Genomic DNA, 25,229 nt, shown 5'->3' with positions numbered 1-25,229 from the left:
TACGGCTCGGCGGCGGGCCGTTTCGCGTAACGTCGACGTTCGCGTCTCCCGGAGCGACGGAGGGCCCCCGGGCCCGCCGGCCGGCCGCGGCCGACGCCCGCCTCACCCGCACCACCACTCCCACCAGGACCGGCGACCCACGTGAGTACCTCCTCGACCACCCGGCGTACGCCGCCGCACCAGGGACAGCCGTACCCGGGTCCGGGACGGCAGCGGACCCCGGGCGCGTACCGACTGGTGCGTACCACGCCGGCCCCGATGGATCCCCCTCAGCTGGACGCAGCGCAACGGGAAGTGGTTGACCACGCGGGCGGACCACTTCTCGTCCTCGCCGGACCCGGCACCGGCAAGACGACGACGCTGGTCGAGGCCGTCGCCGCCCGCATGGAGCGCGGCGCCGACCCCGAGCGCCTCCTCGTCCTCACCTTCAGCCGCAAGGCCGCCGTCGAGCTCCGCGACCGCATGGCCGCCCGGCTCGGCGGCCGACGCCCGCCGCAGGCCACCACCTTCCACTCGTACTGCTACGCCCTCGTCCGCGCCCACCAGGACGCCGAACTCTTCGCCGAACCCCTCCGGCTGCTCTCCGGACCCGAGCAGGACCTCGCCGTGCGCGAGCTGCTCGCCGGCCACGTCGACCTGGAGAAGGAGGGCCTCGGCAGCATCCGCTGGCCCGACGAACTGCGCGCCTGCCTCACCACCCGGGGCTTTGCCGACGAGGTCCGGGCGGTCCTCGCCCGCTCCCGCGAGCTGGGCCTCGAACCGGACGCCCTCGCCCGCTTCGCGGACCGGGTCGGCCGCCCCGACTGGAAGGCGGCGGCGGGCTTCCTCGCGGAGTACCTCGACGTCCTCGACCTCCAGGGCGTCCTCGACTACACGGAGCTGGTCCACCGGGCGGTCCTGCTCGCCGGGGAGGCGACCCTGCCCGGGTACGACGCGGTGTACGTCGACGAGTACCAGGACACCGACCCGGCGCAGGTCCGGCTGCTGCACGCGCTCGCGGGCCGCGGCCGGAGCACGGTCGTCGCCCTGGGCGACCCCGACCAGTCGATCTACGCCTTCCGGGGCGCCGACGTGAACGGCATCCTCGACTTCCCCGAGGCCTTCGGCGGCGCCGACGTCCGCGTGCTGCGCACCGCCCGCCGCTCGGGCGCCGGACTCCTCGGGGCGACCCGGGAGCTCGCCCGGCGGATGCCGATGCCCCGGCTCCCCGCCGACCGGGTCCGCGCCCACCGGGACCTCACGGCGACGCGGGACGGCGGCCGGGCGGAGGCGTACACCTACCCCACGGCCTCGGCGGAGGCCGAGAACATCGCCGACCTGCTGCGCCGCGCCCACCTGGAGGACGGCGTCCCCTGGCAGGACATGGCCGTCCTCACCCGCGCCGCCGCCGCCCTCCCGTCGCTCCGCCGCGCCCTCACCTCGGCGGGCGTCCCGGTGGAGACGGACGCGGCGGACACACCGTTGCGCCACGAACCGGCGGTGGCGCCCCTGCTGCTGGCGCTGCGGGCGGTGGCAGCGGTGGGGGGCAGGCGATCCGCAGGGGCGGAACGGGTGGGCACGACCCACGACGGCGCGGCACCCGTCCAGGACGCGGAGGCGCCGGACGCGGAGGCGCAGGAGGCCGGGCGGCAGGACGCGGCGCAGGCACAGGACGCGCCGGCACAAGACGCCGAGCGGCAGGACGCCGAGCAGCAGGACGCAGGGCCCGCGACGAGCCGGCCCGCACCCGACGCCCCCTGGCTCCCCGTCGAAACCGCCCTCGAACTCCTCGCCTCCCCCCTCGCCGGCGTCGACCCCGCCGACCTCCGCCGTCTGGGCCGCGCCCTCCGCGACGAGGAGCGCGACGCGGGCAACAAGGTCCCGCCGCCCTCCGACGTACTCCTCGCCCGCGCCCTCGCCGAGCCCGAGCGGCTGGTCGCGCACGACCCCGCGTACGCGCGCGGTGCGAAGCGGCTCGGCGACCTGCTCCGGGACACCCGCACCCTGCTCGCCGACGGCGGCACCGCCGAGGAGGCCCTCTGGGTGCTCTGGAGCGGCACCCCCTGGCCCGGCCGCCTGGAGCGCGCCGCCCTCCGCGGCGGGCCCGCCGGGCGCAACGCCGACCGTGACCTCGACGCCGTCTGCGCCCTCTTCGAGACCGCCGCCCGCGCCGAGGAACGCGTCGGCGGCCGGGGCGTCCTCAACTTCCTCGAGGAACTCGACGCCCAGGACATCGCCGCCGACACCCTCACCCGCCGGCACACCCGCCCGGACGCCGTCCGCCTCATGACCGCCCACCGCTCCAAGGGCCTGGAGTGGAGCTTCGTCGTCGTCGCCGGGGTCCAGGAGGGACTCTGGCCCGACCTGCGCCGCCGCGGCTCCCTCCTGGAGGCCGACCGCATCGGCCGCGACGGCCTCGCCGAACCCCTCACCCCCGGCGCCCTCCTCGCCGAGGAACGACGGCTCTTCTACGTGGCCACCACGCGCGCGCGTGACCGGCTCGTCGTCACCGCGGTGAAGGCCGCAGCCGAGGACGGCGACCAGCCGTCCCGCTTCCTCACCGAGTTCGGCGCCGAGCCGAAGGACGTCCCCGGCCGCCCCCGCCGCCCCCTCGCCGTCTCCGCCCTGGTCGCCGAGCTGCGCGCCACCACCGTCGACCCGGCGGCCACGCCCGCGCTCCGCGAGGCCGCCGCCCACCGGCTCGCGGAACTGGCCGCGCTGACCGACGAGGACGGCCAGCCCCTGGTCCCCGCCGCCCACCCGGACCGCTGGTGGGGCCTCTTCGAGCCGACCCGGGGCGCGGCGCCGCTGCGCGACCGCGACCGGCCCGTCGCCCTGTCGCCCAGCTCCCTGGAGAACCTGGTCACCACCTGCTCCCTCCAGTGGTTCCTGGGCCGCGAGGTCAAGGCGGCGGCCCCCGCCACCGCCGCCCAGGGCTTCGGCAACGTCGTCCACGTCCTCGCCGACGAGGTGGCCTCCGGCCGCACCCCGGCCGACCTCGACGTCCTCATGGCCCGCCTGGACTCCGTCTGGGACGCCCTCGCCTTCGACGCCCCCTGGAAGTCGGCCCAGGAGAAGGCCCACGCGCGCGTGGCCCTGGAACGCTTCCTGAGCTGGCACGTCATGGACCGGGGCGGACGCACCCCGGCCGCCTCGGAGCAGGACTTCGACGTGACGCTCGCGGCGGGGGAGTACGAGGTCCGCATCCGCGGCTCCATGGACCGCGTCGAGACCGACGCGGAGGGCCGCGCGTACGTCGTCGACTTCAAGACCGGCAAGTCCGCGCCGACCCGCGACGAGGTCGACCACCACCCGCAGCTCGCCGTCTACCAGCTCGCCGTCCGCGAGGGCGCCCTCGACGAGGTCTTCGACGGCCGGCGGCCGGAACCCGGCGGCGCCGAACTCGTCCAGCTCCGCCAGGGCGCCGCGAAGAAGGAGGGCGGCGACGCCCTGCCGAAGGTCCAGGCGCAGGAGGCCCTCACCGGGGAGTGGGTCGGCGAACTGCTCGCCACCGCCGCCGGCCGGGTCCTCGACGAGCGGTTCACGCCCACCACCGGCCAGCACTGCACGACCTGCTCGTTCCGCGCCTCGTGCAGCGCCCGCCCCGAGGGGCGTCACGTCGTCGACTGACGCCTGTGCGCCCGCTGTGCGGAGCATCACGTACCCGCTCCGTACATCCTTCGCACTTCCTCGCAGGTCACTCTTCTCGCGGCGTCCCGTGAGGACGGCGTGAAGACACGTTGTGAAGGACCGCTGTGAGGAGTACAGGCATGAGGGCCAACAGGAAGCTCTGGGCGACGGCGACGATCTGTGTGGCCCTGGTCGCCGGCGTCACGGGCTGTTCCCAGGACAAGGACAAGGCCGCCGCCGACCCCTTCGCCGGGCTCACCGCCGATGCCATCGCCGAGAAGGCCGTCGCGACCACCAAGACGGCGACGTCCCTGCGCATGAACGGCACCGGCAAGACCGACGGCCAGGACATGACCACCGACTTCACCCTCGACAGCAAGGGCTCCTGCAAGGGCAGCATGTCCTCGGGCGCGGGCGGCGAGGGCAAGGCCGAGATCCTGCGGACCGGCGGCTTCACGTACATGAAGGGCGACGACGCCTTCTGGCGCTCCTCCAGCGGCGAGGAGGGCGCCTCGGCCGACGAGGCCGGCGCCATGTCCGCGCTCCTCAAGGGCCGCTGGATGAAGATGCCGTCCGAGGGTGACGACAACGACCTCGGCTCGCTCTGCGACCTCAAGACCATGATCAAGGAGATGGACGAGGAGAACAAGGGCGACCGCACGGGGCTGACCCGGGGCGAGGACGCCGACGTCGACGGCACCGCCGCCGTCACCCTCACCAAGAAGAAGGGCGCCGAGACCACCACCTTCTACGTCGCCAAGGAGGGCAAGCCGTACGTCCTCCGTGTCGTCGGCGCCGGCGGCAAGGAGCCCGGCACCGTCACGTTCAGCGAGTTCGACAAGCCCCTCACGGTCGCCGCGCCCCCGGCCGACCAGATCGTCGACATGGCGGAGCTGGCCAAGCTCGGCGGCTCCTGACCCACCCGGGTGGAGTAGCGGCCACGCGCGTGCGGGGCGACCCTGGTGGACAGGGCTCGGGGAAACCGCGAGGAGGCTCGCATGGCGTCCCACCGAAAGCTCCGTGCCGCGGCCGTCGTCTGCGCCGTCGCCGTCGTGGCGGGTCCCGCACCCGCGGCGGCCTGGGCGGCGACGGCCGGTGCCCCGGCCGCCGCGCCGGCGCTGACGACCCCGTCACCCGATCCGTTCTCCGGACTCACCGCCGACGAGATCGGGGACAAGGCGGTCGCCGCCACGCGGTCCGCGACCTCCCTCCGCATGACCGGCAGGCTCACCGCGGACGGCCGGCCGCTCGCCATCGACTTCGCCGTCAACGACCACGACGAGTGCACCGGCGTGATGAAGATCAAGGGCGGCACCGCCGAACTCCGCAAGGTCGGCGGAATCACCTATCTGAAGGGCGACGAGGCCTTCTGGCGCGCCTCCATGACCTCCCAGGGCATGCCCCCCGCGCAGATCGACGCCACGATCGAGCTGGTCAAGGGCCGCTGGCTGAAGATCGGCCCGGGGCAGGCGGGCAGCGCCGACCTCGGCGGAGTCTGCGACCTGAAGGCCCTCCTCTCCGACCTCGACAAGGACAAGGGCGAGCGCCGCGGCCTCACCAGGGGCCCGGACGCCGAGGTCGACGGCACCCCCGTCGCGACCCTGGTCAAGAAGAAGGCCGACGGGGAGACCACCAGCGTGTCCGTCTCCCAGGAGGGCAAGCCGTACATCCTGAAGATGGTCAAGAAGGGCGGCGACGAGCCCGGCGCCCTGGTGCTCTCCGACTACGACAAGCCCGTCAAGGTGGAGATCCCGCCCGCCTCGGAGACCGTGGACCTGTCGAAGCTGGACCAGGGGCAGCCCGCCTGACCCCGTCCCGTACGGCGCGACCCCGCGCGACTCCGCGTGCCCTCGACCCGTACCGCGTGCCCCCGACCCGTACCGCGTGATTCCGCAGGTCGGAGCCGTACCGGCCCGGAATGTCGGTCGGTCCCGTTAGCCTCTTTGGGGTGACCGCACGCATCACCGACCCCGAGCAGCTCAAGCAGCTGCTCGGCATCCCCTTCACCCCGGAGCAGACGGCCTGCATCACCGCGCCGCTCGCCCCGCACGTCGTCGTGGCCGGAGCCGGCTCCGGCAAGACGACGGTGATGGCCGCCCGCGTGGTGTGGCTGGTCGGCACGGGCCAGGTCGCCCCCGAGCAGGTCCTCGGCCTCACCTTCACCAACAAGGCCGCCGGTGAACTCGCGGAGCGCGTCCGCACCGCCCTCGTCCGCGCCGGGGTCACCGACCCCGACGTCATCGACCCCGACGAACCCGCCGGCGAGCCCCGCATCTCGACGTACCACGCGTTCGCCGGCCAGCTCCTCACCGACCACGGCCTCCGCATCGGCCTGGAACCCACCTCACGGCTCCTCGCCGACGCCACCCGCTACCAGCTCGCCGCGCGCGTCCTGCGCGAGGCCCCCGGCCCGTACCCGGCCCTCACCCGCTCGTTCCCGACGCTCGTCACCGACCTCCTCGCCCTCGACGCGGAGCTGGCCGAACACCTCGTAGCGCCGGAGACGCTCCGGGCGTACGACTCCGGGCTGCTCGACGCCCTCGCCGACGCCCGGCTCAGCAACGCCGAGCTGCGCAAGATCCCCGAGGCCGCCGCCGCCCGCCGCGAACTCCTCGACCTCGTCGTCCGCTACCGCGCCGCCAAACGCTCCCGCGACCTGCTCGACTTCGGCGACCAGATCGCCCGATCCGCCGAGCTGGCCACCACCCGGCCCGAGGTCGGCGAGATCCTCCGCCAGGAGTTCCGGGTCGTCCTCCTCGACGAGTACCAGGACACCTCCGTCGCCCAGCGGCTGCTGCTCTCCGGCCTCTTCGGCCGGAGCGCCGACGGCCCGGCCACCGGCCACGCCGTGACCGCCGTCGGCGACCCCTGCCAGGCCATCTACGGCTGGCGCGGCGCCTCCGTCGCCAACCTCGACGACTTCCCCGAGCACTTCCCGCACGCGGACGGCAGCCCCGCCGCGCGCTACTCGCTCTCCGAGAACCGGCGCAGCGGCGGCCGTCTCCTCGACCTCGCCAACCGGCTCGCCACCCCCCTGCGCGCCATGCACGCGGGCGTGGAGGCGCTGCGGCCCGCGCCCGGCGCCGAGGAGGACGGCAGCGTCCGCATCGCCCTCCTCCCCACCCACGCCGAGGAGATCGACTGGCTCGCCGACTCCCTCGCCCACCTCGTCCGCACCGGCCGCGAGCCCGGCGAGATCGCCGTCCTGTGCCGCACCGCCACCGACTTCCCCGCCCTCCACGCGGCCCTCGTCGCCCGGGACGTGCCCGTCGAGGTCGTCGGCCTCTCCGGCCTCCTCCACCTGCCCGAGATCGCCGACCTCGTCGCCGTCTGCGAGGTCCTCCAGGACCCCGGCGCCAACGCCGCCCTGGTCCGCCTCCTCACCGGCCCCCGCTGGCGCATCGGCCCCCGCGACCTGGCCCTCCTCGGCCGCCGGGCCCGCCTCCTGGTCCACCGTGGCGGCGACGCTCCGGACCCCGAGCAGCGGCTCGCCGCCGCCGTCGAGGGCGTCGACCCGGCCGAGGTCGTCTCCCTCGCCGACGCGCTCGACACCTTCCTCGACTCCGGCGGCGCCGCCGACGACGGCCTGGCGTTCTCCGCCGAGGCCCGGGTCCGCTTCGCCCGCCTCGCCGCCGAACTGCGCTCCCTGCGCGGCTCGCTCGCCGACCCCCTCATGGACGTCCTGCACCGGGTGCTCTCCGCGACCGGCCTGGAGGTCGAGCTGTCCGCGTCCCCGCACGCGCTGGCCGCCCGCCGCCGCGAGACCCTCGGGCACTTCCTCGACATCGCCGCCGGCTTCGCCTCCCTCGACGGCGAGGCGAGCCTGCTCGCCTTCCTCGGCTTCCTGCGGACGGCCGTCCAGTACGAGAAGGGCCTCGACAACGCCCTCCCCGGCGGCGAGAACACCGTCAAGGTCCTCACCGCCCACAAGTCCAAGGGCCTGGAGTGGGACGTCGTCGCCGTCCCCGGCCTGGTCACCGGGCAGTTCCCCAGCGCCCGCGCCCGCGAGTCCTGGACCTCCCAGCCGCAGGTCCTCCCGCACGCCCTGCGCGGCGACGCGCCCACCCTGCCCCGCATCGACACCTGGGAGGCCAAGTCCCTCTCGGCCTTCAAGAACGACATGAAGGACCACCAGCACACCGAGGAACTGCGCCTCGGGTACGTCACCTTCACCCGCCCCCGCTCCCTGCTGCTGGGCTCCGCCCACTGGTGGGGCCCCTCGCAGAAGAAGCCCCGGGGGCCCTCGGACTTCCTCCAGGCCCTGTACGAGCACTGCGCGGCGGGCCACGGCGACATCGAGGAGTGGGCGGCGGAACCCGCACCGGACGCGAAGAACCCGACGCTTGCGGAGGACGACGCGGACCGGGCCTGGCCCCTGCCGCTGGACGCGGACGCGCTGGCGTTCCGGAGGAGGGCGGCGGAGGAGGTCAAGGCGGCACTGTGGTCCCTCGGCACGGCACCCGGACCCGAGGGCGCGCACGCCGAGCCCGGGAACCGGGAGACCGGGCACTCCCGGGCCCCGCACCCGGCGCACCCGCACCCGGCCGACCCGCACCCGACCGACCCGCACCCCGAGGACCCCTGGCCCGAGGAGGAGGAACCCCTCTGGGACGAGGAGGCCCTCCCCGAGGACACCCACGCGGACGCCGTACCGGCACCCAGGGACCCGGCACCCAGGGAGGCACCCAGGGACCCGGCGCCCGCGGACCCGGCGCCCGGGGACCCCGGGATCCCCCACCCGGAGCCGCACGGCGGACTCACCCCCGAGGACGCCCGCACCGTCGCCTCCTGGGACCGCGACCTCACCGCCCTCACCACCGAGCTCCGCCGCGCCCGCGCCACCACCCGGGACGTCCTGCTCCCCGCGTACCTCTCCGCCTCCCAGGTCCTGCGGCTCGCCGCCGACCCCGACGGCTTCGCCCAGGAGCTGGCCCGGCCCATGCCCCAGGCGCCGCAGCCGGCCGCCCGCCGGGGCACCCGCTTCCACGCCTGGGTGGAGTCCCGGTTCGAGGAGCTGCCGCTGCCGTTCCTCGGCCCCGAGGAGCTGCCCGGCGGCGAGGACTTCGCGGGGGAGCCGGAGATCCTCGACGAGCGGGACCTCGACGAACTCAAGGAGGCCTTCGCCCGCACCCCGTACGCCCACCGCACCCCGTACCGCGTCGAGGTCCCCGTACACCTCTCGCTCGGCGGCCGGGTCGTCCGGGGCCGGATCGACGCCGTCTACCGGGACCCGGACTCCGGGGCGTACGAGATCGTCGACTGGAAGACCAGCAGGCACCGCACCGCCGACCCCCTCCAGCTCGCCCTCTACCGGCTCGCCTGGGCCGAGCAGCACGGCCTCCCGCCCGAGGAGGTCGCCGCCGCCTTCGTGTACGTCCGAACGGGTGAGGTGGCCCGTCCCGCCCGGCTGCCCGGCCGCACCGAGCTGGAGGCCCTCCTGCTGGGAGGGGCACCCCGGGACGCCGGATAGGCTCGGGGCATGAGCGAGACCCCGGACAGCGCCGTCCACGCCGTACGCACGTACATCGAGCAGCACCGTGCCGCCTTTCTCGGCGACCTCGCCGAGTGGCTGCGCATCCCCTCCGTCTCCGCGCAGCCGGACCGGGCCGGGGACGTACGGCGCAGTGCCGAGTGGCTCGCCGCCAAGCTGACGGAGACCGGCTTCCCCACCGTCGAGGTCTGGGAGACCGACGGCGCTCCCGCCGTCTTCGCCGAGTGGCCCTCCGACGACCCGGACGCCCCGACCGTCCTCGTCTACGGGCACCACGACGTGCAGCCCGCGGCCCGCGAGGACGGCTGGCACACGGACCCGTTCGAGCCGACGGTCGTCGACGGCCGGATGTACGCGCGCGGGGCGGCCGACGACAAGGGCCAGGTGTTCTTCCACACCCTCGGCGTCCGCGCCCACCTCGCCGCCACCGGCCGCACCGCGCCCGCCGTCCACCTCAAGCTGATCGTCGAGGGCGAGGAGGAGTCCGGCTCCCCGCACTTCCGCGAGCTCGTCGAGACCCGCGCCGGGCGGCTCGCCGCCGACGCCGTGATCGTCTCCGACACCGGCATGTGGTCCGAGACCACTCCCACCGTGTGCACCGGCATGCGCGGGGTCGCCGACTGCGAGATCGAGCTGTACGGCCCCGACCAGGACATCCACTCCGGGTCCTTCGGCGGCGCCGTGCCGAACCCGGCCACCGTCGCCGGCCGGATCGTCGCCGCCCTCCACGACGCCGACGAGCACGTCGCGATCCCAGGCTTCTACGAGGGCGTGACCGAACTCACCGAGGCCGAGCGCGCCCTCGTCGCCGAGCTGCCCTTCGACGAGGAGGCCTGGCTGCGCACGGCGAAGTCGCACGGCACCCTCGGCGAGGCCGGCTTCTCCACCCTGGAGCGCGTCTGGGCCCGCCCCACCGCCGAGGTCAACGGCATCGGCGGCGGCTACCAGGGCCCCGGCGGCAAGACGATCGTCCCCGCCTCCGCCCAGCTCAAGCTGTCCTTCCGGCTGGTCGCCGGCCAGGACCCGGCCAAGATCGAACTGGCCGTACGGGACTGGCTCGCCGCCCTCGTCCCCGCCGGCATCCGGTACGAGATCGTCTTCGGCGCCCCGACCCGCCCCTGCCTCACCCCCCTCGGCCACCCCGCGCTCAAGGCGGTCGCCGGGGCCATGAGCCGGGCCTTCGACGGCGCCAAGGTCCGCTACACCCGCGAGGGCGGCTCGGGACCGGCCGCCGACCTCCAGGACGTCCTGGGGGCGCCCGTGCTCTTCCTCGGCATCTCCGTCCCGTCCGACGGCTGGCACGCCCCCAACGAGAAGATCGAACTCGATCTCCTCATGAAGGGCGTCGAGACGACCGCGCACCTGTGGGGCGACCTGCCCGCCGCCCTCCTCGTCGCCGAGCGCTGAACCCACACACCGATCCGGGGGAGTTGGAAGCACCTGTGAGCACCCTGAAGAACGCGCCGAGCAGCCCGAACCACGCGGCGGACCGCCCGATCCCGCTCACCGCCCCGAGCGGCGTCGACCGCGCCGCGCACCACCGCCTCGACGAGGCGTGGCTCGCGGCCGCCTGGAGCCACCCCACCACCCGGGTCTTCGTGGTCTCCGCCGGGCAGGTGCTGATCGACGACCTGCCGGACGGCAGCACCGAACTCGTCATGACCCCGGCGTTCGAGGCGCCGGTCACCGAGACCCACCGCTACTTCCTCGGCACGGACGCCGACGGCGTCTCCTACTTCGCGCTCCAGAAGGACTCGCTGCCCGGCCGCATGGACCAGTCCGCGCGGCCCGCCGGGCTCCGCGAGGCCGGCCTGCTGCTCTCCGACCGCGACGCGGGCCTGATGGTCCACGCGGTGGCCCTGGAGAACTGGCAGCGCCTCCACCGCTTCTGCTCGCGCTGCGGCGAGCGCACGGTCATCGCCGCGGCCGGCCACATCCGCCGCTGCCAGGCCTGCGGCGCAGAGCACTACCCGCGGACCGACCCGGCGGTGATCATGCTGGTCACCGACGACGAGGACCGGGCGCTGCTCGGCCGCCAGGTGCACTGGCCGGAGGGCCGCTTCTCGACCCTCGCGGGCTTCGTCGAGCCGGGGGAGTCCATAGAGCAGTCGGTCGCCCGCGAGGTCTTCGAGGAGGCCGGTGTCACGGTCGGCGAGGTCGAGTACATCGCCAGCCAGCCCTGGCCGTTCCCGTCCAGCCTGATGCTGGGCTTCTTCGCCCGGGCCACGTCCTCGGAGATCGACGTGGACGGCGAGGAGATACACGAGGCCCGCTGGTTCTCCCGCGAGGACCTGGCCGCCGCCTTCGAATCGGGCGAGGTGCTGCCCCCGTACGGCATCTCGATCGCCTCCCGCCTGATCGAGCGCTGGTACGGCAAGCCGCTCCCCAAGCCGGGCGACGTGGTCTGATCGACGGGTACCGGCACCGGCATCGGTTCCGATGTGACGAAGCCCCCGGCCGTACCCGGCCGGGGGCTTCGTCGTACCGCTCGCGGGGCTCAGGCGGTCAGCGCCTGCTTGACCTGGGCCAGCGACGGGTTGGTCATGACCGACTCGGTACCCGTGGGGGCCACCACCAGCAGGGTGGGAACGGTCTGGTTGCCGCCGTTGGCCTTCTCGACGAAGGCCGCCGACTCGGGGTCCTGCTCGATGTTGATCTCGGTGTACGCGATGCCCTCGCGGTCCATCTGGCTCTTCAGCCGACGGCAGTAGCCGCACCACGTGGTGCTGTACATCGTCACAGTGCCCTGCATGGCCAGGCGCTCCTCTTCTTCGCTGACGGGTGCCGAGAAGGAGAACGTACGCTCCTTCCGTCCCATTCCCGGAATTCGTATGACCGGCGACGCCCCCCTGTGGACAAGCCTCCGCGACGAGTCCGTCCGACCTGGCAGCATTGGGGGGTGACAGCAGCAACGCACTCCACTCTCTTCCCTCAGGTCCCGGAGACGGCCGACGCGGTGCTCGACGGGCTCGACCCCGAGCAGCGCGAGGTCGCCCTGGCCCTGACCGGCCCGGTGTGCGTGCTGGCGGGAGCCGGCACGGGCAAGACGCGGGCGATCACCCACCGCATCGCCTACGGGGTCCGGTCGGGAAGACTCCAGCCCGCCAGCGTGCTGGCCGTCACGTTCACCAACCGCGCCGCGGGCGAGATGCGCGGCCGGCTCCGGCAGCTCGGTGCGGGCGGCGTCCAGGCCCGTACGTTCCACGCTGCGGCCCTCCGCCAGCTCCAGTTCTTCTGGCCGAAAGCCGTCGGCGGCGATCTGCCCCGGCTCCTGGAGCGGAAGATCCAGCTGGTCGCCGACGCGGCCGCCCGCTGCCGGGTCCGGCTCGACCGGAACGAGCTCAGGGACGTCACCGGCGAGATCGAGTGGGCCAAGGTCACCCAGACCGTCCCCGCCGACTACCCGGCCGTCGTCGCCAAGTCCCTCAGGGACGCCCCCCGCGACCCGGCCGAGATCAGCCAGATCTACGCCATGTACGAGCAGCTGAAGCGCGACCGCTCGGTGATCGACTTCGAGGACGTGCTGCTGCTCACCGTCGGCATCCTCCAGGACCGGCACGACATCGCCGACCAGATCCGCAGCCAGTACCAGCACTTCGTGGTGGACGAGTACCAGGACGTCTCCCCGCTCCAGCAGCGGCTGCTCGACCTGTGGCTCGGCGACCGCGACAACCTCTGTGTCGTCGGCGACGCCAGCCAGACCATCTACTCGTTCACCGGCGCCACCCCCGACCACCTGCTGAACTTCCGCACCCGCCACCCGGGCGCCACCATGGTCAAGCTCGTCCGCGACTACCGCTCCACCCCGCAGGTCGTCCACCTCGCCAACGGGCTGCTGAGCCAGGCCCGCGGCCGGGCCGCCGACCACCGCCTGGAGCTGATCTCCCAGCGCGACCCGGGCCCCGAGCCGGTCTACACGGAGTACGCCGACGAGCCGACCGAGGCCGAGGGCACCGCCCGCCGCATCCGCGACCTCATCGCCGCCGGCGTCCCGGCCGGCGAGATCGCCGTCCTCTACCGGATCAACGCCCAGTCCGAGGTCTACGAGCAGGCCCTCGCCGACGCCGGGGTCCCCTACCAGCTGCGCGGCGCCGAGCGCTTCTTCGAGCGCCAGGAGGTACGGGAGGCGGGCATCGCCCTGCGCGGCGCCGCCCGCGCCGGTGGCAACGACTCCCTCCTCGACGACGCCGAGGACCTCCCCGCGCAGGTCAGGGCGGTCCTCTCCACCAAGGGATGGTCGACGAGGCCGCCCGCGGGCTCCGGCGCCGTCCGCGACCGCTGGGAGTCCCTCGCCGCTCTCGTCCGGCTCGCCGAGGACTTCGCCCGCGCCAAGCGGGGCGCCACCCTCTCCGACCTGGTCGCCGAGCTCGACGAGCGGGCCGCCGCCCAGCACGCCCCGACCGTCCAGGGCGTCACCCTCGCCTCGCTGCACGCCGCCAAGGGCCTCGAATGGGACGCCGTCTTCCTGGTCGGCCTCACCGAGGGCATGCTGCCGATCACCTACGCCAAGACCGACGAGCAGGTCGAGGAGGAGCGGCGCCTGCTGTACGTCGGCGTCACCCGCGCCCGGCTCCACCTCACGCTCTCCTGGGCGCTCGCGCGCTCCCCGGGCGGCCGGGCCTCCCGGCGGCCCAGCCGCTTCCTCAAGGGGCTGCGGCCCGGCTCCGGGTCCCTCGGCACCGTCGCCTCCGGCGGGGCCGGCTCCTTCGGGCGGGGCTCCGGCACGGCCGGCCGGCGCAAGCCGCGCGGCCCCGCCCTGTGCCGGGTCTGCGGGACGACCCTCACCGAGGCGGGCGCCATGAAGCTGATGCGCTGCGAGGACTGCCCCTCGGACATGGACGAGGGCCTCTACGAGCGGCTCCGCGAGTGGCGCACGGAACAGGCCAGGGAACTCGGCCAGCCGGGCTATTGCGTGTTCACCGACAAGACGCTGATGGCCATCGCCGAGCGGATCCCCACCACCGGCGGGGAGCTCTCCATGATCTCCGGCGTCGGCGCCCGCAAGCTGGACCGCTTCGGCGCCGATGTCCTGGCCATCTGCGCAGGTGAGGACAGTGGGGCAGGAGACGACGAGGACTGAGGAAAACTCGTCGGAAAAATAGTTTGCGCCTGCCCCGTCAAGCCCCATAGGTTCTTAACCACGACAACAGCGGCTTCTTCGAAGCCCTGTCTTCGTGCTGTACTTGTCCAAATAAACATGAGGGTCCGGCTCGCACCCGAGCCCTCCGAGACGCCGAGAGGAGGCGATTCCACGTGATCAGCAACACGATTCAGACCAGCACCGCCAGCACCGTCAGCTTCGTCAGCACCGCCAAAATGACCGATCGCTCGGCCGCCTCCGCCTGCACGCTCGGCTTCTCCGCCGCTGCGCTCCTTGGCACCGGTCTGCCCGTCTCCGGTCTGCCCGTCTCCGGCATTTCCGGTCTCGGTGAGGCTGCTGCCCGGAAGCTGCGCAATGAGCGACCGACCAAGGCACTGGAAGCAGTAGCAGCAGGCAAGGCCACGGTCTATGGCTTTGCGGCGACCGGTGCCGGCAAGCAGCAGACGACGACGCACCACCACATGATGTGGGCCTTCCGTGGGCTCGAACCCTGGAGTGATCCAGTCTGATCCATGATCAGACCGGCGCCTTCAGGGCCGCGGAACCCCACCCGGGATCCGCGGCCCTTCTGTTTGTCCCCGAACGGGGACAGGACACGAAGGCGCCTCGGGACAGCACCACCCGGTACCAGCCGAAAACCCGGTCAACAGGCCGGAAACGACCAGACGAGGAAAAACCACCGTGCAACTCGAAGCGCACGCCCCGTCCGTACCGCCTTCCGACTCGCTCCCCCTGCCCGGCCTCACGGAGGACCCCGCTTTGATCCCCCTCACCGCGCTCACCGCGCTCGACGACGCCATCGAGAACCTCGGCGTGCCCGTTCCCTGTCGCGCCTACGACCCGGAGGTCTTCTTCGCGGAGTCCCCGGCCGACGTCGAGTACGCGAAGTCCCTCTGCCAGACCTGCCCGCTCGTGGCCGCCTGCCTCGCCGGCGCCAAGGAGCGTCGCGAGCCGTGGGGCGTCTGGGGTGGCGAGCTCTTCGTCCAGGGCGTCGTCGTCGCCCGCAAGCGGCCCCGTGGCCGTCCGCGCAAGAACCCGGTCGTCGCGGCATGAGCGCCACCGGAACCATCGACCGCCCCCTCACGCACGATCCCCAGAAGCAGGCCCCGATGACCTCTTCCACCAGCGAACCCGCCGGCTTCGCGACCTCAGTCTTCTCCCCCTCCGCCGCGCCCGTCGCGCGTCAGAACAGGACCCGTGAAATGCAACTCGCCCCAGAAGCCCTGGCCCGTGCTCATATGCACGAGCGACACCGTGAGGCCGACGCGGAACGCCAGGCCGTGCGCCTGGTCGCCGCCCGGCGCATGCAGCGCCGCGCCGAGCGTGTCTCGCTCCGCGCCCGCCGCGCGCTCGCCATGGCCGTCATGCACTGAGTCCGTACCCGGACTCCTCGATATCCCGCGCCCCCAGGGGCGCCCCCGCGGGGGCCGGTCCGAACGGACCGGCCCCCGCGGTGCGTTGTCGGGTCGCCCGGGCCTTGTCGGGTTATCGTCACAAGGGTGAACGACCCCCGTACCCCCGAGGGCCCCTTCGCCTGCGCGCGCTGCGGCAGGACCTCCGAGACCCTGCCGCTGACCTGGACCTGTTCGGTGGAGAACGGCCGGCGCAGCTACTTCTGCGAGGAGTGCGCCCGCGCCAACATCCGCTCGATCGAGGGCCGCCTCGACTCCTCCTGGTGGTGAGGACGGCCCCGCCACCGGCCCCCGGGGGCCGGCCTAAGCCGTCTCCTCCCCGTCCTCCTCCTCGACAGCCGCTTCCGCGAAGCCCGGCAGCCACTCCGTCAGCTCGTCCCGCAGCCGTACCGAGGCGTTGAGCTGGCACAGCACCCCGATCGTGCTCAGCGTCACCCGGTGTATCAGCAGATACGCGGGCGGCAGGTTGAGCTGCTTGCCCAGCTGGTGGGCGGGGGAGCGGGGGTCCGCGATCCGCGCCGCCTGGGTCCGCATCCAGCCGCGGGTGAAGACGAAGGACTCCGCCTCCGCCGGTTCGATGATCGGCAGCAGGTACTCCAGGACCGCGTCCGGGTCGAGCGCGACCGACTCCTTGACGAAGCCCTCCGCGCGCAGCGCCCCGTAGACACCCTCGGCGTCACCGGCGAGCGCCATCCGCAGACAGGTCCCGATCGTCTCCGGCAGCCCGCCCGGCAGCCGGTCCACCGTCCCGAAGTCGAGGACCCCGAGCCGCCAGCCCTCCGGCCCCTCGTCCTCGTCGGCACCGGGCAGCAGCCGGAAGTTCCCCGGGTGCGGATCGGCGTGCAGCAGCCCCGTGCGCGCCGGACCCGAGAAGAGGAACCTCGCCAGGAGCTGACCCGCCCGGTCCCGCTGCTCCTGTGTGCCGTCCGCGATCACCTCCGCCAGCGGGATGCCGTCCATCCACTCGGTCACGAGCACCTGGTCCGTCCGGTGCACCACCGCCGGCACCCGCACATCGGGATCGTCCGCGAACTCCTCCGCGTGCCGCTGCTGCGCCGCCGCCTCCAGGCCGTAGTCCAGCTCCTCGGAGACCCGGTCCCGCATCTCCGCGATCAGCGGCTTGATGTCCATGCCCGGGATCAGCGGACCGAGCAGCCGGGCGAAACGGCTCAGCTGCGTCAGGTCCGAGAGCAGCGCCTCCCCGGCGCCCGGGTACTGCACCTTGACCGCGACCTCGCGCCCGTCGTGCCACACCGCCCGGTGGACCTGGCCGATCGAGGCGGCCGCCGCGGGCTTGTCCTCGAACTCCAGGAACAACTCCCGCCACTCCGCGCCCAGCCGCTCCTCCAGGACCGCGTGGACCGTCCGCGTCGGCATCGGCGGCGCCGCGTCCTGAAGCTTCGTCAGCGCCGCCCGGTACGGCCCGGCCACCTCCTCGGGAAGGGCGGACTCGAAGACGGACAGCGCCTGCCCGAACTTCATCGCCCCTCCCTTCAGCTCGCCGAGGACCTTGAACAACTGCTCGGCCGTGCGCTGCTGGAGCTCGCGGGCGACGAGCTCGGCCGATCTCCCACCGATCCGCTTGCCCAGGCCCCAGGTGGCCCGGCCCGCGAAGCCCAGGGGCAACGCGGCCAACTTGGCGGTCCGAGTGACCGCCTTCCGGGGAAGATCAGACATACGCCCCTCCAAAACCCAGACTGCCGTGCCGCGCAGGGCCGTTACCCCGCCATTGTGTCCTGCGCGCCTCCGGCTGCCGAGGCACGCTCCCCCTCTCCCGCGCGCGCCGCCCCGCAGGGGCAGGCCGGATGGGGTCTCAGCCGCTCCGCCCGCCACTCCAACAGCGGCAGCGACGCCTCCCAGCGCGTACCGGTGCTCGCCGGGAGATCGCCGTCCAGGAACACCAGCGCGTGCGCGGCGGCCAGCCCCGCCACCGCCGTCGCGAGCCCCAGGTCACAGGCGGGCAGGGGATGCGGCGCGCCCGAGCGCCACTGGGCGAGCAGCCGGGGCCAGACCGGCTCCCCGTCCGTCCGCGCCTCCTGGAGACAGCGCGCGCAGGCCGTGCCGCCGGGCAGGACGAGCGGCCCGACCGTTCCCGTCGCCTCCAGGACCCCCGCGTACAGATGGGGGGTGCCGGTGGCGACCCACCCGCCGGCCGGGAGGGGGTCGGGGACGTACGCCCCGAGACCGTCCCTCGGTGTCACCACGACGAGTGAGAGTCCGGTCCCACCGCCCCGTTCACCCGGTCCCCGGCCGGCCGCCGCCGCGCCCGGCCGCACCGCCGCGCCCCGGCCCCTCCGCCAGCTGCCGACGAGGCGCCGCGCCGCCGTCGCCCGCCGCTCGCCCACGGACTCCGGCGGAAGTCCGCCCGGGGACGTCTCCCAGGGCTCGACCCGGCCCGAGTCCAGCACCTCGACCGTGCCCACGCCGGCCGCCGACAGCAGGGCCGCGACCATCGTGCCCACCCGCCCGGCGCCCCGGACCTGGACGCGCAGCGCCCGCCGGGCCGCCAGCGTGCGCGCCGCCCGGTCCGGCTCGGGGTGGACCACCGACAGGGAGGCCAGGTCGGCCCGGAGCGGATCGAGGGCGGAGTCCCGCGCCCCGGCCGCCGGACCCGGCCTGCCGGGCCGCCCGGTCGCCGCGTCGGCCAGCAGCCCGGCCGACTCCAGCCGGCCGAGGAGCGCGTCGAGGTGTCCCTCCGGCAGGCCGCGCGCCCGGGCCTCGGCCCGCAGCAGGTCCACGCCCCGGGTGCCGTCCAGGAGTCCCAGTACCGACCCCGTCCCCGGGTCGACGGGGTCGAGCACCACCGCGTGCGCGGGGGTGACCCCGAACTGGACGCAGCGCAGCCCCCGCCAGGCCCGCCGCAGCGCCGGTTTCACCATCGGATGCATTCGCCCGCCCCCGTCCTCGTCCCGTACCGCGCATTCATGATCGAAAGACGCATGATCGACAACGGCTCTTTCGCCGCCTCGGTGAGAATGCCCCGTCGTCGTGACGGGCGCCGAAAGTTGTCCACAGGCGAGGGGAATAGTCATTCAAATGGTGCGCGGTCGGGTCGGATCGTTCCCGAAACCACTCCGGAGGCGGGACTTCCCCCGCTGACAGCGGGTAACGTCGGGGCCGTGCCCGCCGACCCACAGCGCAGCGTGACCGACCAGCCGCACCGCGGTGCCGGGACGAGTGCGGTCGAGGTCCGCAGAAGCCCACGGCGGAGCAGAACCGTCTCCGCCTATCGCGAGGGCGACCGGACCGTGGTGCTCATCCCGGCCCGGATGTCCGAGGCGGAGGAGCGCCGCTGGGTCGGGGTCATGCTGGACAAACTGGCCGCCCAGGAGAGCCGGAGCGTCCTCGGGGACCGCGAGCTGACCGAGCGGTCACTGCACCTCTCGGAGCAGTACTTCGAGGGCCGGGCCCGCCCCACCTCCGTGCGCTGGGTCACCAACCAGAACACCCGCTGGGGCTCCTGCACCCCCTCCGAGGGCAGCATCCGCCTCTCCCACCGGCTCCAGGGCATGCCCGAGTACGTCGTCGACTACGTCCTCCTGCACGAGCTGGCCCACCTGCTGGTCCCCGGGCACGGCCCGAGGTTCTGGCGGCTCCTGGACGGGTACCCCCGCACCGAGCGGGCGCGCGGCTACCTGGAGGGCGTGGTGGCCGCCGAACGGCTGCCGCACCTGCCCGCCGCTCGCGAGGAGTGACGCCGCAGGCACGCGCGGGAGTGGATTTCCCGATTCCGTACCGAAAACGACCTGGCCTGTCTCAATGTCGCATACAGCGGTTAGCCTTGCGCGAGCATTCGCCATTCGGGATGGGGGACGGTCGTTACGCATGGCCAGGGAATTCCAACGCGGCCACAAGGCCAAGATCAGTGATCTGACCGCAGGGACGGATCTGTACGTGGGTGTGCAGATCGCGGCTCCCGGACTGACCTTCGACATCAGTTGTTTCGGTCTCGACGCCGAGGAGCGGCTCTCCGACGACCGCTACTTCGTCTTCTTCAACCAGCCGAAGACACCCGAGGAGTCCGTACAGCTGCTGGGCGCCCAGTCCGGCGACACCGAGTCCTTCCGCGTCACTCTCGACCGCATCCCCGCGAACATCCACAAGCTGTCGTTCACCGCGACCATCGACGGCGCCGGCCAGATGTCCCAGGTCGGCCCCGGCCACCTGCGGATCGTCGCCGGCGGCGAGGAGGTCGCGCGGTACGCCTTCACCGGCGCCGAGTTCTCCACCGAGCGCGCGGTGATGCTGGGCGACTTCTACCTCAAGGACGTGTGGCGCTTCGCCGCCGTCGGCCAGGGCTTCGACGGCGGTCTCGACGCGCTCCTGCGCAACTTCGGCGGCGAGGTCGCCGAGGAGGAGCCCGCCGCCCCGCAGCAGCAGGCCCCGGCCCCGGGCTTCGCCCCGCCGCCGCAGTCGGCGGCCCCGCCGGCCTTCGGCGCGCCCCCGGCCCCGGCGCCCGCGCCCGCCTTCGGCGCACCGCAGGCACCGCACGCCCCCGTGCCGCCGGCGCCGCCCGCGCCCGTGCAGCCGGTCCACACCGCGCCCACGATGGTGGCACCGCTGGCCCCCGGGCCGGTCCCGCCGCCCGCTCCGGCCCCCACCCCCTACGGGCAGCAGCCGCCGCAGTACGGTCAGGTCCCGGGCCAGTTCCCCGGGCAGGTCCCGGGTCAGGCCCCCGGCCCGTACCCGCCGCAGGGCCAGCCCCCGTACGGGCAGGCCGCGCCCGCCCCGTACGGGCAGCAGCCTCCGGCGTACGGGCAGCAGCCCGGCGTCCCGCAGGGTGTCCCGGCGGGAGGCGCGGGGCTCGCCGCCGCGCTCGCCCCGTACAAGGAGACCGCCACCGGCGCCCGCTGGACCCCGCAGAACCAGCAGCTCATGCGGGTCGACCTCGCCATGGGCGGCGTACCCGTCCTCGCCCGGCAGGGCTCGATGGTCATGTACCAGGGCAAGGTCGACTTCGGGTACAAGGGCGCGGGCTTCGCCGGCCGGATCGTCGGCAACGCCACCGGGCAGGAGATGCAGCTGATGCGCTGCAGCGGCCGCGGACAGGTCTTCCTCGCGGAGGAGGGCGCCCATCTGCACCCGATCGAGCTCCAGGGCGACGGCATCTGCGTCTCCGCCGAGAACGTCCTCGCGTTCGACGAGACCCTCCAGTACGAGGTGCGCCGCATCGAGGGCCACGGCATCCCCGGCGGCGCCCTGTTCACCATGCAGTTCCACGGCACCGGCACCGTCGTCGTCAAGACCCGCGGCATCCCCGTGGTGCTGCCCGTCACGCCGACCACCTTCGCCGACTGCAACGCCGTCGTCGCCTGGTCGTCCGCGTCCCAGGTCATCCTCTCCAGCCAGGTGAGGCTCCGCCGCAACGCCTACCCCGGCCACAGCGGAGAGACTGTGAACCTCCAGTTCCGGGGCGCCCCCGGCAACTTCATCGTCGTCCAGCCCTACGAGGTCTGAGGGAGCCCGAAGTCATGAACCAGCAACTCGCGGGCTACGCCCCGACCCCCGTCGCGGCCCGGATGGAGAACCACGGCCGCACCATGCTCAAGGTGGCCATGGCATCCGGCCAGGACCTCTACGCCCGGGCCGGCTCGATGGTCGCCTACGAGGGCTTCATCACCTACGAGCCCAACCCGCCCGCCGTCCGCCAGGTGGCCCAGCAGTGGGTCACCGGCGAGGGCGCGCCGGTCATGAAGTGCACCGGCGACGGACTGCTCTACCTCGCCGACTACGGCGCCGACGTGGTCGTGATCAACCTCCAGAACGACTCCCTCTCGGTCAACGGCACCAACCTCCTCGCCTTCGACGCCCACCTCCAGTGGGGCGTCGAGCGGGTCAAGGGCCTCGCCAAGTTCGCCGGCCAGGGCCTGTTCAACGTGGAGATCGCCGGTACCGGCTGGGTCGCGCTGACCTCGCGCGGCACACCGATCGTCGTCGACTGCGGCCGCGGCGAGGACGAGACGTACGTCGACCCCGACGCGCTCGTCGCCTGGTCGCCGTCGCTCAAGGTCAAGGGCAAGCGCAGCTTCAAGGCCTCCTCGCTCATCGGGCGGGGCAGCGGCGAGGCGTACCAGATGGCCTTCTCCGGCCAGGGCATCGTCGTCGTCCAGCCGAGCGAGGACAGCACCGACCGCCTGCGGGCCCGGGGCTGAGGGAGAGCGAGAACACATCATGCAGAGCCCGCTTTTCAACCACGCCGAGCAGCAGAGCCAGGAGCGGTACGTCATCCAGAACCCGCAGCTCCTGCGGGTCAGCCTCACCGGGCAGGACGACATCCTCGCCCGCAAGGGCGCCATGGTCGCCTATCAGGGACTCGTCGACTTCGACGGCGAGTACCAGACCCCGAACCAGCGGCGGGCCCGCGCCCGCACCGGTGAGGGCCTGGACCTGATGCGCTGCTCAGGCCAGGGCACGGTCTACTTCGCCAACCTCGCCCAGTACGTCCACATCGTGGAGGTCGAGCAGGAGGGCCTGACCGTCGACAGCTCCTACGTACTGGCGCTCGACTCGACCCTCCACACCGAGGTCATCGCCGTCGACAGCCAGTACGGCGTCTCCGGCTCCGGCAAGTACCAGCTCAACGTCTCCGGCCGCGGCAAGGTCGCCCTGATGACCTCCGGGCAGCCGCTGATGATGCACGTCACGCCCGACAAGTACGTCAACGTCGACGCGGACGCCATCGTCGCCTGGTCCACCGGGCTGCGCGTCCAGATGCAGGCCCAGACGACCAACTCCAGCGTCCGCCGCCGCCGCGGCAACACGGGCGAGGGCTGGGAGCTGAGCTTCCTCGGCCAGGGCTTCGCGCTCGTCCAGCCCAGCGAGGTCATGCCGCCGCAGCACGCGGCCATCGGCCAGGGCATCGCCGCCCAGTACGGCGCGGGACAGCACGGCGCGCACGGCCAGAACCAGAACAACGCCTGGAACTGAGCGCGCGTGAGGGGGCGGCCGCCACGGCGACCGCCCCCTCAGCCATGCCCACGGTGCACGCCCTGCGACTAGGCCGTGTATCGAAAGTGATCTTGGGGCGTTGATGATCACGGTTCATGGGGCGGGGAGATCTCACGGACGAGCAGTGGGCAGTGCTGAAGCCGTTGTTGCCGAAAGGGGCTAGGGCGGGGCGGCCGCCCGTCTGGTCTCGGCGGCGGCTGATCGACGGCATACGGTTCCGGGTCCGGACCGGTGTTCCGTGGCGGGATGTGCCCGTCGAGTACGGGCCGTGGGGCCGGGTCTATGACCTGTTCCGCCGCTGGCAGCGAAACGGGACCTGGCACCGGATCCTCACCCGGCTCCAGTCCCTGGCCGATGTGAAAGGTGCGATCGTCTGGGACCTGAGCGTCGACTCCACGGTGTGCCGCGCCCATCAGCACGCGGCCGGGGCCCGCAGGCAGGGCGACCTGCAGAAGGAACCACCCGGTGGCATCTTCACCGAGCCCCGTGACCATGGCCTGGGAAGGTCGCGCGGCGGGTTCACCACCAAGCTCCACCTGGCCGTCGAGCAGGGCCAGAAGCCATTGTCGATCGTGGTGACGGCGGGACAGCGCGGTGACTCGCCGCAGTTCGAGCCCGTACTGGACAAGGTTCGCGTGCCCCGCCTCGGCCCGGGCCGGCCACGCGTCCGCCCGGATCGTGTCCGCGCGGACAAGGCGTACGACTCCCGCAGCAACCGGTCCTACCTGCGCAGACGCGGGATCAAGGCCACGATTCCGGTTCCTGCGGACCGGGCCCGCAACCGCCTCAAACGCGGGTCGCGGGGCGGCCGGCCGCCGAAGTTCGACAGAGACGACTACAAGCAGCGGCACGCGGTCGAGTGCGGGATCAACCGGCTCAAGCGCCACCGTGCCGTCGCTACCAGGTACGACAAACTCGCCGTCCGCTACGAAGCCACAGTGTTGGTCGCAGCCCTCAACGAGTGGCTCTGACCAGGTTCTCCGCGCTGGACACTAGCGACGGCTCTTTCGAACGTCTCGTCGGAACTGCTCGAAGCCAGCGCGTAGGTTGAGGTAGTCGAGAGCGAGTGCCACACCGCGAGCAGCCCACTTCACCGCCTTCACCAGGACCTCGTCCACCAGCATCCCTCTTTCGATGACCGTATTTCCCCTTCAGACTCCGCTACGGCCCAGAAGGTTGCGCGGTTGCCGCAGGGCGAGGTGGACTCCCAAGTGCGCGTTCCCCGAATGCATCGTCGGACTGCGACAAGATCCGAGGCTTTCGATACACGGCCTAGCTTGATCTTTAACGTGCGCTGTCGAACGGTGCGTCGTACTTGATCACTCGGTGTGGTATCCGCCGGACGTAGAAGCGGCCTTCGTCTGAACATGTGCTCCGACCAAGGAACACACACGTTCAGCGCGAAGGCCGTGGGGATGAGTCTGCTGCNGGTATCCGCCGGACGTAGAAGCGGCCTTCGTCTGAACATGTGCTCCGACCAAGGAACACACACGTTCAGCGCGAAGGCCGTGGGGATGAGTCTGCTGCATCACGATGCCCGGCGAGAGYCGTTGGCGGAACTGTCACGCTTCCGGGGCGAGTTCTACTCCTGTCTGACCGCTCGTTCGGATGCTCTGTTCGAGCTGGCGGACGCGGTTCTGTGCGGAGACGGGCCGGTGAGATCGCTGGTCGAGCTGTCGCTGGTGGGAGAACACCGCCGCGGGCATGGAGGGCTCTACGCGGCGGTCGCACGTGGAAGGATCGACACGGACCGGCTGCGGCGGGCCCTGGCCTCGGTGCCGCTGCCCCGGTCGGCGGACGGCCGGCTGGTCCTGGCCGTCGACGTCACCTGCTGGCTSMGGCCGGACGCTCACACCTCACCGCAGCGGATCCTGTGTCACACCTACGGCCGGGGCAAGGACCAGCACATTCCCGTTCCCGGCTGGCCCTACTCGATCGTCTGCGCGCTGGAGCCGGGCCGCAGTTCGTGGGCCGCGCCGCTGGACGCSYTGCGTCTGGCGCCCGGGGACGACACCGCCACTGTCACCGCCCGGCAGCTGCGCGACCTGGTCGAGCGGCTGATCGCCGCAGGTCAGTGGCAGGCGGGTGACCCTGATGTCCTCGTCATCGCGGACGCCGGATACGACGCACCCCGCCTGGCCCACATTCTGAGGGATCTGCCGGTGCAGGTCCTGGCCCGGATGCGGTCGGACCGCGTCCTGCGCAGGCCGGCCCCGCCGCGGGAGCCTCACACCAGGGGCCGGCCGCCCCGGCACGGCGGCGAGTTCGTCTTCGGACAGCCCGACACCTGGGGCACCCCGGACACCCGCACCGTCACCGACACCCGCCTCTACGGCACCGCCCTGGCCCGGTCCTGGGACCGGCTCCACCCCAAGCTCACCCACCGCTCGTCCTGGGCCGCGGCCGACGGCACCCTCCCCATCGTCGAGGGGCCCGTGATTCGCCTGGACATCGAGCACCTGCCCAGCGGAGCCACCCCGAAGCCGGTCTGGCTGTGGTGGTCAGGCACCGACGCCACCGCAGCGGATACCGACCGGCTCTGGCAGGCATACCTGCGGCGCTTCGACATCGAGCACACCTTCCGCCTGTTCAAGCAGACCCTCGGCTGGACCCGCCCGAAGATCCGCACCCCCGAGGCGGCCGACCGTTGGACCTGGCTGATCCTCGC

The 25,229-nt window shown here is 73.0% G+C and carries 20 protein-coding genes; 17 read left to right on the top strand and 3 right to left on the bottom strand.

Annotation, left to right across the window (positions count from 1 at the left end; translation table 11 throughout):
- Positions 1-141 precede the first annotated feature (141 nt).
- The 6 genes from ASD33_RS00100 (at position 142) to nudC (ending at position 11,508) form a co-directional block, all read left to right on the top strand.
- The gene (locus tag ASD33_RS00100) at positions 142-3,609 is read left to right on the top strand and encodes an ATP-dependent DNA helicase (RefSeq protein WP_056551384.1); all 3,468 of its coding nucleotides are present in this window, start codon (positions 142-144) and stop codon (positions 3,607-3,609) included.
- A 140-nt stretch (positions 3,610-3,749) separates the two neighbouring features.
- Complete coding sequence (locus ASD33_RS35660; protein ID WP_056551382.1) at positions 3,750-4,526, top strand: hypothetical protein; 777 nt, start codon at positions 3,750-3,752, stop codon at positions 4,524-4,526.
- Positions 4,527-4,607: 81 nt separating this feature from the next.
- The gene (locus ASD33_RS00090) at positions 4,608-5,417 is read left to right on the top strand and encodes a hypothetical protein (protein WP_056551381.1); all 810 of its coding nucleotides are present in this window, start codon (positions 4,608-4,610) and stop codon (positions 5,415-5,417) included.
- Positions 5,418-5,557: 140 nt separating this feature from the next.
- Positions 5,558-9,079 carry an ATP-dependent DNA helicase gene (locus tag ASD33_RS00085; protein ID WP_056551379.1) on the top strand — a complete coding sequence of 1,174 codons (3,522 nt, stop codon included), beginning with the start codon at positions 5,558-5,560 and terminating at the stop codon, positions 9,077-9,079.
- A 9-nt stretch (positions 9,080-9,088) separates the two neighbouring features.
- Positions 9,089-10,507: a dipeptidase gene (locus tag ASD33_RS00080; protein WP_056551377.1), complete on the top strand. Its 1,419-nt coding sequence runs from the start codon at positions 9,089-9,091 to the stop codon at positions 10,505-10,507.
- Positions 10,508-10,542: 35 nt separating this feature from the next.
- A complete protein-coding gene (gene nudC, locus ASD33_RS00075) occupies positions 10,543-11,508 on the top strand; it encodes an NAD(+) diphosphatase (RefSeq protein ID WP_199863417.1) in 966 nt (321 codons plus the stop codon).
- A gap of 89 nt (positions 11,509-11,597) precedes the next feature.
- Here the strand turns inward: nudC and ASD33_RS00070 are convergent, their stop codons facing one another.
- Positions 11,598-11,852 carry a mycoredoxin gene (locus tag ASD33_RS00070; protein WP_056553652.1) on the bottom strand — a complete coding sequence of 85 codons (255 nt, stop codon included), beginning with the start codon at positions 11,850-11,852 and terminating at the stop codon, positions 11,598-11,600.
- A gap of 147 nt (positions 11,853-11,999) precedes the next feature.
- Here ASD33_RS00070 and ASD33_RS00065 point away from each other — a divergent pair, with 147 nt between their 5' ends.
- The 5 genes from ASD33_RS00065 (at position 12,000) to ASD33_RS00045 (ending at position 15,883) form a co-directional block, all read left to right on the top strand.
- Entirely contained in the window at positions 12,000-14,180 is a 2,181-nt protein-coding gene (locus tag ASD33_RS00065; RefSeq protein ID WP_199863416.1) for an ATP-dependent DNA helicase UvrD2, read from the top strand.
- Positions 14,181-14,353: 173 nt separating this feature from the next.
- Entirely contained in the window at positions 14,354-14,710 is a 357-nt protein-coding gene (locus tag ASD33_RS00060; protein WP_107103599.1) for a hypothetical protein, read from the top strand.
- A gap of 172 nt (positions 14,711-14,882) precedes the next feature.
- Positions 14,883-15,254, top strand: a complete 372-nt coding sequence (locus ASD33_RS00055; protein WP_056551373.1) for a WhiB family transcriptional regulator — start codon at positions 14,883-14,885, stop codon at positions 15,252-15,254.
- The gene (locus tag ASD33_RS00050) at positions 15,251-15,574 is read left to right on the top strand and encodes a hypothetical protein (protein WP_056551371.1); all 324 of its coding nucleotides are present in this window, start codon (positions 15,251-15,253) and stop codon (positions 15,572-15,574) included. The genes ASD33_RS00055 and ASD33_RS00050 overlap by 4 nt, the downstream gene beginning before the upstream one ends.
- 126 nt (positions 15,575-15,700) lie before the next feature.
- Complete coding sequence (locus tag ASD33_RS00045; RefSeq protein ID WP_056551368.1) at positions 15,701-15,883, top strand: hypothetical protein; 183 nt, start codon at positions 15,701-15,703, stop codon at positions 15,881-15,883.
- 33 nt (positions 15,884-15,916) lie between these two features.
- Here ASD33_RS00045 and ASD33_RS00040 read toward each other — a convergent pair whose 3' ends face one another.
- A complete protein-coding gene (locus tag ASD33_RS00040) occupies positions 15,917-17,290 on the bottom strand; it encodes an AarF/ABC1/UbiB kinase family protein (RefSeq protein ID WP_056551367.1) in 1,374 nt (457 codons plus the stop codon).
- Between the two features lie 41 nt (positions 17,291-17,331).
- Positions 17,332-18,501, bottom strand: a complete 1,170-nt coding sequence (locus ASD33_RS00035; RefSeq protein ID WP_056551365.1) for a ThiF family adenylyltransferase — start codon at positions 18,499-18,501, stop codon at positions 17,332-17,334.
- Between the two features lie 231 nt (positions 18,502-18,732).
- Between ASD33_RS00035 and ASD33_RS00030 the strand changes: the two genes are divergently transcribed.
- The 6 genes from ASD33_RS00030 to ASD33_RS00005 all read left to right on the top strand — a co-directional run.
- Entirely contained in the window at positions 18,733-19,308 is a 576-nt protein-coding gene (locus tag ASD33_RS00030) for a M48 family metallopeptidase (RefSeq protein WP_056551363.1), read from the top strand.
- Positions 19,309-19,438: 130 nt separating this feature from the next.
- Entirely contained in the window at positions 19,439-21,070 is a 1,632-nt protein-coding gene (locus tag ASD33_RS00025; RefSeq protein WP_056551361.1) for a TerD family protein, read from the top strand.
- A gap of 14 nt (positions 21,071-21,084) precedes the next feature.
- A complete protein-coding gene (locus tag ASD33_RS00020) occupies positions 21,085-21,765 on the top strand; it encodes an AIM24 family protein (protein ID WP_056551359.1) in 681 nt (226 codons plus the stop codon).
- Between the two features lie 19 nt (positions 21,766-21,784).
- On the top strand, positions 21,785-22,540 hold the full coding sequence (locus ASD33_RS00015; protein WP_056551357.1) for an AIM24 family protein: 756 nt from the start codon (positions 21,785-21,787) through the stop codon (positions 22,538-22,540).
- A 116-nt stretch (positions 22,541-22,656) separates the two neighbouring features.
- Positions 22,657-23,532 carry an IS5 family transposase gene (locus ASD33_RS00010; protein WP_056551355.1) on the top strand — a complete coding sequence of 292 codons (876 nt, stop codon included), beginning with the start codon at positions 22,657-22,659 and terminating at the stop codon, positions 23,530-23,532.
- 543 nt (positions 23,533-24,075) lie between these two features.
- The coding region (locus ASD33_RS00005; protein ID WP_056553647.1) for an NF041680 family putative transposase at positions 24,076-25,229 on the top strand (1,154 nt) is incomplete at its 3' end.

The sequence above is a fragment of the Streptomyces sp. Root1304 genome, assembly GCF_001426405.1.
Taxonomy (GTDB): Bacteria; Actinomycetota; Actinomycetes; order Streptomycetales; family Streptomycetaceae; genus Streptomyces.
This window is presented reverse-complemented; position numbering and strand designations above follow the sequence as displayed.

Bases quoted from the DNA above. Each gene is read 5' to 3' on its own strand.
- ASD33_RS35660 (WP_056551382.1), top strand. From the start codon at position 3,750: ATGAGGGCCAACAGGAAGCTCTGGGCGACGGCGACGATCTGTGTGGCC.
- ASD33_RS00090 (WP_056551381.1), top strand. From the start codon at position 4,608: ATGGCGTCCCACCGAAAGCTCCGTGCCGCGGCCGTCGTCTGCGCCGTC.
- ASD33_RS00080 (WP_056551377.1), top strand. From the start codon at position 9,089: ATGAGCGAGACCCCGGACAGCGCCGTCCACGCCGTACGCACGTACATC.
- ASD33_RS00070 (WP_056553652.1), bottom strand. From the start codon at position 11,852: ATGCAGGGCACTGTGACGATGTACAGCACCACGTGGTGCGGCTACTGC.
- ASD33_RS00050 (WP_056551371.1), top strand. From the start codon at position 15,251: ATGAGCGCCACCGGAACCATCGACCGCCCCCTCACGCACGATCCCCAG.
- ASD33_RS00040 (WP_056551367.1), bottom strand. From the start codon at position 17,290: ATGTCTGATCTTCCCCGGAAGGCGGTCACTCGGACCGCCAAGTTGGCC.
- ASD33_RS00035 (WP_056551365.1), bottom strand. From the start codon at position 18,501: ATGCATCCGATGGTGAAACCGGCGCTGCGGCGGGCCTGGCGGGGGCTG.
- ASD33_RS00025 (WP_056551361.1), top strand. From the start codon at position 19,439: ATGGCCAGGGAATTCCAACGCGGCCACAAGGCCAAGATCAGTGATCTG.
- ASD33_RS00020 (WP_056551359.1), top strand. From the start codon at position 21,085: ATGAACCAGCAACTCGCGGGCTACGCCCCGACCCCCGTCGCGGCCCGG.
- ASD33_RS00015 (WP_056551357.1), top strand. From the start codon at position 21,785: ATGCAGAGCCCGCTTTTCAACCACGCCGAGCAGCAGAGCCAGGAGCGG.
- ASD33_RS00010 (WP_056551355.1), top strand. From the start codon at position 22,657: ATGGGGCGGGGAGATCTCACGGACGAGCAGTGGGCAGTGCTGAAGCCG.